This window comes from Vibrio sp. HI00D65, assembly GCF_001635455.1.
Taxonomy (GTDB): Bacteria; Pseudomonadota; Gammaproteobacteria; order Enterobacterales; family Vibrionaceae; genus Vibrio.
The window spans coordinates 1-428 of the sequence record NZ_LWEH01000041.1 but is presented as its reverse complement, the minus strand read 5'-3'; the positions used below and the strand labels follow the sequence as shown (position 1 = coordinate 428).

Here is a 428-nt window from a genome sequence, read left to right as displayed (position 1 = left end):
ATCGAACGCGAAAGAGCTAGTCTTCAAGCGTGAAGAGCAAAACTAGACGTTGTTTATTCAAGGTACAAGTTTACGCTAGATACCAACTAGATATAGAAAAGCCCCATGCAGTTCGCTGCATGGGGCTTTTTGTTGAATCATTCAGAAGTTAGCAAGTCAGCAGATTACTTTTTCTTTGCAGCTTTCTTTTTCTTCGCGATTTTTTTCTTCTTCGCGAGCTTCTGCTTCTCTAATGCTTTCTTATCTTCTTTCTTTGGTTTCTTTTTCTTCGTTACAGCGGCTTTCTTGTGCGTTGGGCGCATTCCTTCAACGAAGCGCTCTTTGATTGCTTCTTTGGTGTAACGAGCAACGCGTTCAATCATTAATTGATCGTGTGCTTCGATTAGAGAAACCGCATTACCTTTTTTACCTGCACGAGCCGTACGGCC

Annotated in this window: 1 pseudogene; it reads right to left on the bottom strand. The window is 42.3% G+C overall.

Annotated features, from left to right (window positions below):
• Positions 1-164: 164 nt before the first annotated feature.
• Positions 165-428: pseudogene (locus tag A3712_RS06585) on the bottom strand (ATP-dependent RNA helicase SrmB); the annotation flags it as partial.